Genomic DNA, 890 nt, shown 5'->3' on the forward strand with positions numbered 1-890 from the left:
CTGAATGGCTTATAAAGATTCAATATATTGTGCAAACACATAACCCCCAGAGGGTTGTTTAGATTACATAATTTGGTTAATCAACAGGCCTGTTATTTTCATAATGTACTAAGCCGTAGTTCATAAAAATACTGCACAATTGGATGCTTTAACTTCATCTTCTCGGTCATGTTTAAAATTCGCTTTTTTCCAACTCGTCTGTCCACCAAAGCAAGAATATTCAATAAGATATCATTGCTCTCTATGCTTTCCTCTATAGAAATGGATAAAAACTTATTAGCTACAACGACAAAATTTGATTTACTTAATGATGACTGTGCTGACAAAAGCTCCTTTGCATATTCTGATATTTTTCTACTTCTTGCAATTACTTTTAGACGATCCTCCGGAACGATCCCCTTGGTATCTTTTCTGACCGCTTCAATTTCTTCATTGTTGATAGGAATTTGGATATCTGAATCATTCTTAATATCCAGCTCCGTCTGATACCATCTGATTAAGGTAGTTATATCACTCATATTGAATACGTTCTTTTTATCTACCGCAATATAACAAAGTCCTGCTTTATCAGGTAAATAACGGTAGCCGGTTGCACGGTATTCGACCCTTCCATATAACGCAGGACAGAGAAAACTCTCCAGATGTTGCTTCAATTTGCTCCAGGCCATGTAATCCTCCTATGTTCTATAAACACCTATTGAGGCAGTCGTTCTATTATCCATAATACAATAACCAACACATCGATCATACTAAATACAAGTAACCTTGCGTTTCTCAATTTTCTTCGACCGCTGAGGGGAGAGGTCAACATAACGGTTTAAACCCTTAACTTTAGAGTCTTACTCCCTTATTCTCAGGAATTCGTAGTTTTTCAAATTGCACTACGTTGC

General features: G+C 36.5%; 1 protein-coding gene. It reads right to left on the bottom strand.

The window, feature by feature from the left end:
- Nucleotides 1-98: 98 nt before the first annotated feature.
- Nucleotides 99-668 (bottom strand): SF0329 family protein, encoded by a 570-nt coding sequence (locus tag NLX71_RS26300; RefSeq protein ID WP_090675896.1) that lies wholly within the window; start codon nt 666-668, stop codon nt 99-101.
- Between the last annotated feature and the right edge of the window lie 222 nt (nt 669-890).

The sequence above is a fragment of the Paenibacillus sp. MZ04-78.2 genome (assembly GCF_024213375.1).
In the GTDB taxonomy this organism is placed as follows: Bacteria; Bacillota; Bacilli; order Paenibacillales; family NBRC-103111; genus Paenibacillus_G.